The organism is Mycobacterium bohemicum DSM 44277, assembly GCF_001053185.1.
Classification (GTDB): domain Bacteria; phylum Actinomycetota; class Actinomycetes; order Mycobacteriales; family Mycobacteriaceae; genus Mycobacterium; species Mycobacterium bohemicum.
On record NZ_CSTD01000010.1, the window covers coordinates 1 to 5,347 of the forward strand.

A 5,347-nucleotide genomic window follows, 5' to 3' on the forward strand; every position below is an offset into this window, starting at 1 on the left:
CAGCTCCCGCGCGCGCTCGGGCCCGTCGTCGAGGCGGACGCCGTCAAGCCCCAGGCTCGCCAGGCCGCGCAGGTCGGTGTTCAGGGTGCCGCCGGGGGCCACCCCGTTGACCCGGATGCCGGGCGCCAGCTCGTGCGCCAGCGCCGTGACCAGTCCGCGCACCGCGAACTTCGACGCGACGTAGAGCACGCCGCCGCGCCCGGGATAGAACGACGACGCCGACTCGGTCAGCACGATCGACGAGCCGGCAGCCAGCGACGGAAGCGCGGCCTTGACCGAGTGCAGGTGGCTGAGCACGTTGGTGCGAAACATCTCGTCGAACGCCGCGGACAGTTCGTCGGCGCCCAGATCGCCCACGCCGCGGTAGAAGTCGAAGACGCCGACGCAGTTCACCAGGGTGTCCAGGCCGCCGTACGCGTCCACGGCGACATCGACCGCGCGCGTGTTGGCCTCGCGGGTGGTCGCGTCACCCTCGATCACCGGCAGCTCGGGCAACTGCTCACGCAACGCGTTGCACTTCCGGAGATCACGTTCCAGCACGGCCACCGCGGCGCCTTCGGCGAGGAACGCGTCGACGACGGCCCGGCCGATCCCGGAACCGGCGCCGACGATCAGGGCGCGCTTGCCCTCAAGCCAGCCCGTCATCGCCGCCCTCCGGCTCGTCGGGCAGCAGCGGCGCACCGGACCTGCCGACCATGGCCGCCAGCGTGCGGGCGTTCTGCCAGGTCAGCGCCTCCACCTCGAGCGCGTCCAGGCTGATCGACCGCCCGCTGCGCGGGGCGCTGATCAGCAGCCGCGACCCGTTGCGGGTGTCCACCCGCCGCACCTCGACTTCGGCGAATTCGTTTGCCAGCCTGATTGATTCGCTCACAGGAACACCGCCAGGTTCTGCATTCGGAGTACCGACTCGTCGGCAATGATGGTGCGCCGGGCCAGCTTCCAGCGATCGCCGCACCGGCGCAGCACGTCCTCGCGTCCGCAGGACACCAGGGCGGCCTCGCTGACGTCGCCGCGGCTGCGGAAGAGCAGTTCGGCCGACTGCACCCGAAGGTGCGTGTCGTCGTCGCCTTCGAACGTGCGCACGTTGGTGACGAAGTGCCGCAGCCGCGACGGCGGGTCCTCGGTCCAGGCGTGCTCGGTGGCGAACCGGGCGACCCGCCGGCTCAGCGAGTACTTGTCCTCGTCGAAGTGCGCCATTCCCGGTGAATCGTCGAATTCGGCGCCGCGCGCGGTGGTGACCCGGACCGGCATCACGTAGCGGATGTCGTCGGTGAGGGTGTCCAGCCACGCCTCGTAGTCCTGCGCGTCGAGCAGCCAGGCCTCGTCGACCAGGAACTGGTGCGCCTCGAGGTGGCGAATGTCGCTGAAGGGCAAGGAGGGCAAGGAGGGCAACGCGTTTGTCATGACAGGTAGTCCGCCCACAGCCCCAGGAGCGCCCGCTGGTTGTACTCGTTGTAGCCGACCTGCGCGCGGCCCGGCCCGTGAAAGGCCTCGGGGCCCAGCGCCTCGATCACCGGCCGGTCGTCGGAGAGCAGGCCCATCCGGCTGTTGAGCAGCAGGCGGCGCGCCATCGTCCCGCCGGCGGTGGTGGTCAGCGAAACCCAGTTCTCCACGTCGTCCTGCTCGAACATGCCGGTCGACCCGAAGCACATCAGGTACGCCCGGTAGGAGTCCCTCTGGTACCGCGGGGGAGCGGCGGAGTCCACCGCGAACCACGAGCACACCTCGGTCTCGTTTTCGCTGACGGGTTGCCACAGCCGGATCGAGATGAACGGCACGACGGCATCGCCCGCACCGGATTGCAGCTTCGGCCAGTTGTGCACGAAGCTGAGGTTGGGAAAACAGGTCGCGGCCGAGATCATGAAACCGTCCTCGCCGACGACCCGTTGCTGCCGCGGGGTCCACACCTGTTTGATCCGGGCGATCATCTCGTCGGGGTAGCCGACGTAGCGCATCCGCTCGTCGAAGCCGCCGGGCGGGAGCTTGTAGGTGGTCCCGCCGCCCCGGCCCGCCCAGTAGGTGGCGCCGTCCTTGCGTTTCTGGGCCCTGGGTTCGCGGAACAGTCCGATGTCGACGATCGAGGCGTGCGTGTGGGGGGTGTGGTACATGTCGCCGGCGAAGTTCTCCGCGCCGATCTTCCAGTTGGCCCTGATCCGCCAGCGCTGCGGTCCGCGCACCGCAAGGCCGCCGGCGCTTTGTTTTGTGTAGAAGTCCAGGTAGAACCGGAAGTCGCCGAGGTAGTCCTCGAGCGGTTCGGCCCGAGGATCGAGGCTGATGAACAGCAGGCCGTTGTAGCTCGCGAAATTCGGTGCGGGAAGCAGACTTTGGGCGCCGCGGGCCAGACCGTCGTCACCGCCGTAGGCCTCGCGGTGAAACGGCAGCCCGGTCAGCCGGCCGTCGTTGCGGTAGGTCCAGCCGTGGTAGGGGCAGCGGAAGTTGGAGGCGTTGCCCATTTCCGCGCGGCACACCTGCATGCCGCGGTGCAGGCACATATTGAACAGGGCCCGGATCTGCCCGCCGGCGTCGCGGGTGATGATGAACGAGTCGCCGAGGACCCGGCGCACCACGTAGTCGCCGTCGTGCGGGATCTCCGATTCGTGCGCCACGAACGTCCACGCCCGGGCGAAGAGGCGGTCCCGCTCCAGGTCGAACAGCTCCGCGTCGTTGTAGATGTGCGCCGGGACCATTCCCCGGCGCACGTTCCGCAATACGGCGTCGAGGGCCCCGCGTCGATCCGTCACGAACACCCACTGTCTGCTGTACAGGACCTTTCCGCTCATGAGAATCCCGCAGCGCACTGCGGTGGTCAACCATCCCGCTTCTCGCGCCGCCAGGTTTTTACAAGTCACCTTTGTGCTAATTCACAGGCCTCGCGGCACCGAATGGTGCGCCACCGCGGCTAGCGTTATCGATCGGGCGGCTCGCGCGTGAGCCGCCAATCAACGGGTATGCGCTCAACCAAGGGTCGGGGTGTTTCACGGCGGGAAGGGTTGATGACATGGTCGGTGCGGCACGGCGGGGTGGCTTGCGGAAACTCGGCCCGCAGGTCCTGTCCGCCATCGGGCGCCAGGAATGGCTGGATCGGCCCAGCTATCGATTCGAGCACCTGCTCAGCTTCGGCTTCAACGCCCTGGGCGGCGCGCGCAACGCCGTCACCAACGCGCTCAACGGCGTCTGGCTGGGGCACCCGGTGCACCCGCCGCTGGCGTCGCTGACCAGCGGGGCGCTCGGCACCACGGTCGCGCTGGACGCGATCAGCCTGCTGTCCGGCCAGCCCGCCGGTGAGGTCCGCGACGCCTCGCGGTTCGCGACCCGCGCCTTAGGGGTCGGCATCCTGGCCAGCGTCGGCGCGGCCGTCACCGGCGTCACCGACTGGCAGCACACCCACCAGGAGGCGCGCCGGGTCGGCGCCGTGCACGGCCTGGTCAACCTGGCCGCGACCGCCCTGTACGCCCGCTCGTGGTGGGAGCGCCGCCGGGGCCGCCACGGCCGGGGGATCGCACTGACGGCCCTCGGCTACGGGATAACCGTCGCCGGCAGCTACCTCGGCGGTGCGCTGGTGTTCGAGTCCGGCATCGGAATCGACCAGTCGGGCGAGCGGCTGCGCACCACGCAGTGGACGCCCGTGCTGGCGGCCAGCTCGCTGAACGGCAAACCGGTCCGGGTTGAGGTCGACGGGGTGGGGCTTGTGGTGTGCCAGACCAAGCCCGGCGAGGTCGCGGCGTTCGGCGAGTTCTGTCCGCACCTGGCGGCCCCGATGGAGGACGGCTGGGTCGACCGCGGTCGGCTCGTCTGCCCGTGGCACGGCTCCTGGTTCGCCGCCGACTCCGGTCAGGTGGTGCGTGGCCCTTCGGCGGCTCCGCTGCCGTGCTACGAGGCGAGGTTGGTCAACGGGATGGTCGAGGTCCGCGGGGAGCGTGCACCCGTCCTGGGCGGACAGAGAGGGATAACCAAGTGAACGCCTACGACGTGCTCAAAGAGCACCACATCGTGATCAAGGGCCTGGGCCGCAAGATCAGCGCGGCCCCGGTGGATTCCCAAGAGCGCCACGACCTTTTCGACGAGATGCTGGTCGAGCTCGACATCCACTTCCGCATCGAGGACGACCTGTACTACCCGGCGCTCAAGGACGCGGCAAAGCTGATCGCGGTCGCGCACGCCGAACACCGCCAGGTGATCGACCAGCTTTCGGTGCTCCTGCGGACCCCGCAGAGCAACCCCGGCTACGAGGACGAGTGGAACTCCTTCAAGACCGTGCTGGAGGCCCACGCCGACGAGGAGGAACGCGACCTGATCCCGGCGCCTCCCGAGGTGCGGCTCACCGACGCCGAGCTCGAGGAGCTGGGCAACAAGATGGCGGCGAAGATGGAGCAGTGCCGCAGCTCCGCGCTGCACAGGCTCGAGCACGCCGGGGCGGTCGCCGCGTCGGCGAGCCCTGTAACGACGACGCCCCCCGGCTTGCGGGGACAGCGGCGCGATCGAGAGTAGCCTCACGGCACATGAACTCCGACGATGTCGCGTCGCAGGAGGACATCACGGCGGAGATCGCAGCGATCGCCGCCGATCACCGGCCCGAGGGCGCGGATGCCCAGCCGAGGCTGGACTACCCGCCGTACCGCAGCAGCGCGCTGCGCCACCCCACGCGCCCCCCGCTGCTCGTCGACCCCGAGGAGCTCGAACGCCGGTCGCCCTGCTTCGGCAGCGACGACGTTCATCCCCGCGACGCCGACCTCACCGCCGGCCATCCCGGAGAATCGATCGGGGAGCGCGTCATCGTCACCGGACGGCTGGTCGACCGGGCGGGCCGACCGGTGACCGGCCAGCTGGTCGAGGTCTGGCAGGCCAACGCCGCCGGGCGCTACCGCCACGAGCGCGACGCGCACCCGGCGCCCCTGGATCCGAACTTCACCGGCGCCGGGCGCTGCCTCACCGGGCGCGACGGGTCCTTCCGCTTCCTGACCGTCAAGCCCGGCCCGTACCCGTGGCGTAACCACCGCAACGCGTGGCGCCCGGCGCACATCCACTTCTCGGTGTTCGGAACCGCGTTCACCCAGCGCCTGGTCACCCAGATGTACTTTCCGGGTGACCCGCTGCTGGACCTGGACCCGATCTTCAAGTCGGTCCTCGACCCCGACGCGCGCCGACGACTGATCGCGCGCTATGACCACGCCGTCACCGAGCCGGAATACGCCACCGGCTACCGGTGGGACATCGTGGTGTCGGGCGGCGGCGGGGCCACCCAGGTGGATTCGGGCCAATTGCGCGTCGGCCGCGCAGCAGATGATGACGATGCGACCAAGGTCCACGCCAGCGGCCTCGTGGAGAACGAAGCCGGTCACGGTGATGC

General features: G+C 69.7%; 7 protein-coding genes. 3 read left to right on the forward strand and 4 right to left on the reverse strand.

The window, feature by feature from the left end; all coding sequences use genetic code 11:
- The 4 genes from BN971_RS24205 to BN971_RS24220 form a co-directional block, all read right to left on the reverse strand.
- Positions 1–645 (reverse strand): SDR family NAD(P)-dependent oxidoreductase (locus BN971_RS24205; protein ID WP_090350714.1); only part of this gene is annotated, 645 nt, incomplete at its 3' end.
- On the reverse strand, positions 629–871 hold the full coding sequence (locus BN971_RS24210; protein WP_085181210.1) for a dihydrodiol dehydrogenase: 243 nt from the start codon (positions 869–871) through the stop codon (positions 629–631). The genes BN971_RS24205 and BN971_RS24210, both read right to left, overlap by 17 nt.
- Positions 868–1,404: a 3-phenylpropionate/cinnamic acid dioxygenase subunit beta gene (locus BN971_RS24215; RefSeq protein ID WP_085181209.1), complete on the reverse strand. Its 537-nt coding sequence runs from the start codon at positions 1,402–1,404 to the stop codon at positions 868–870. Before BN971_RS24215 ends, BN971_RS24210 begins: the two co-directional genes overlap by 4 nt.
- Positions 1,401–2,687 (reverse strand): Rieske 2Fe-2S domain-containing protein, encoded by a 1,287-nt coding sequence (locus BN971_RS24220; RefSeq protein WP_245836780.1) that lies wholly within the window; start codon positions 2,685–2,687, stop codon positions 1,401–1,403. The genes BN971_RS24215 and BN971_RS24220 overlap by 4 nt, the downstream gene beginning before the upstream one ends.
- 311 nt (positions 2,688–2,998) lie before the next feature.
- Here BN971_RS24220 and BN971_RS24225 point away from each other — a divergent pair, with 311 nt between their 5' ends.
- The 3 genes from BN971_RS24225 to pcaH all read left to right on the forward strand — a co-directional run.
- Entirely contained in the window at positions 2,999–3,958 is a 960-nt protein-coding gene (locus BN971_RS24225) for a Rieske (2Fe-2S) protein (RefSeq protein WP_090350715.1), read from the forward strand.
- Complete coding sequence (locus tag BN971_RS24230; RefSeq protein ID WP_090350717.1) at positions 3,955–4,488, forward strand: hemerythrin domain-containing protein; 534 nt, start codon at positions 3,955–3,957, stop codon at positions 4,486–4,488. Before BN971_RS24225 ends, BN971_RS24230 begins: the two co-directional genes overlap by 4 nt.
- An 11-nt stretch (positions 4,489–4,499) precedes the next feature.
- A partial coding sequence (gene pcaH / locus BN971_RS24235; protein ID WP_090350719.1) for a protocatechuate 3,4-dioxygenase subunit beta occupies positions 4,500–5,347 on the forward strand: 848 nt, incomplete at its 3' end.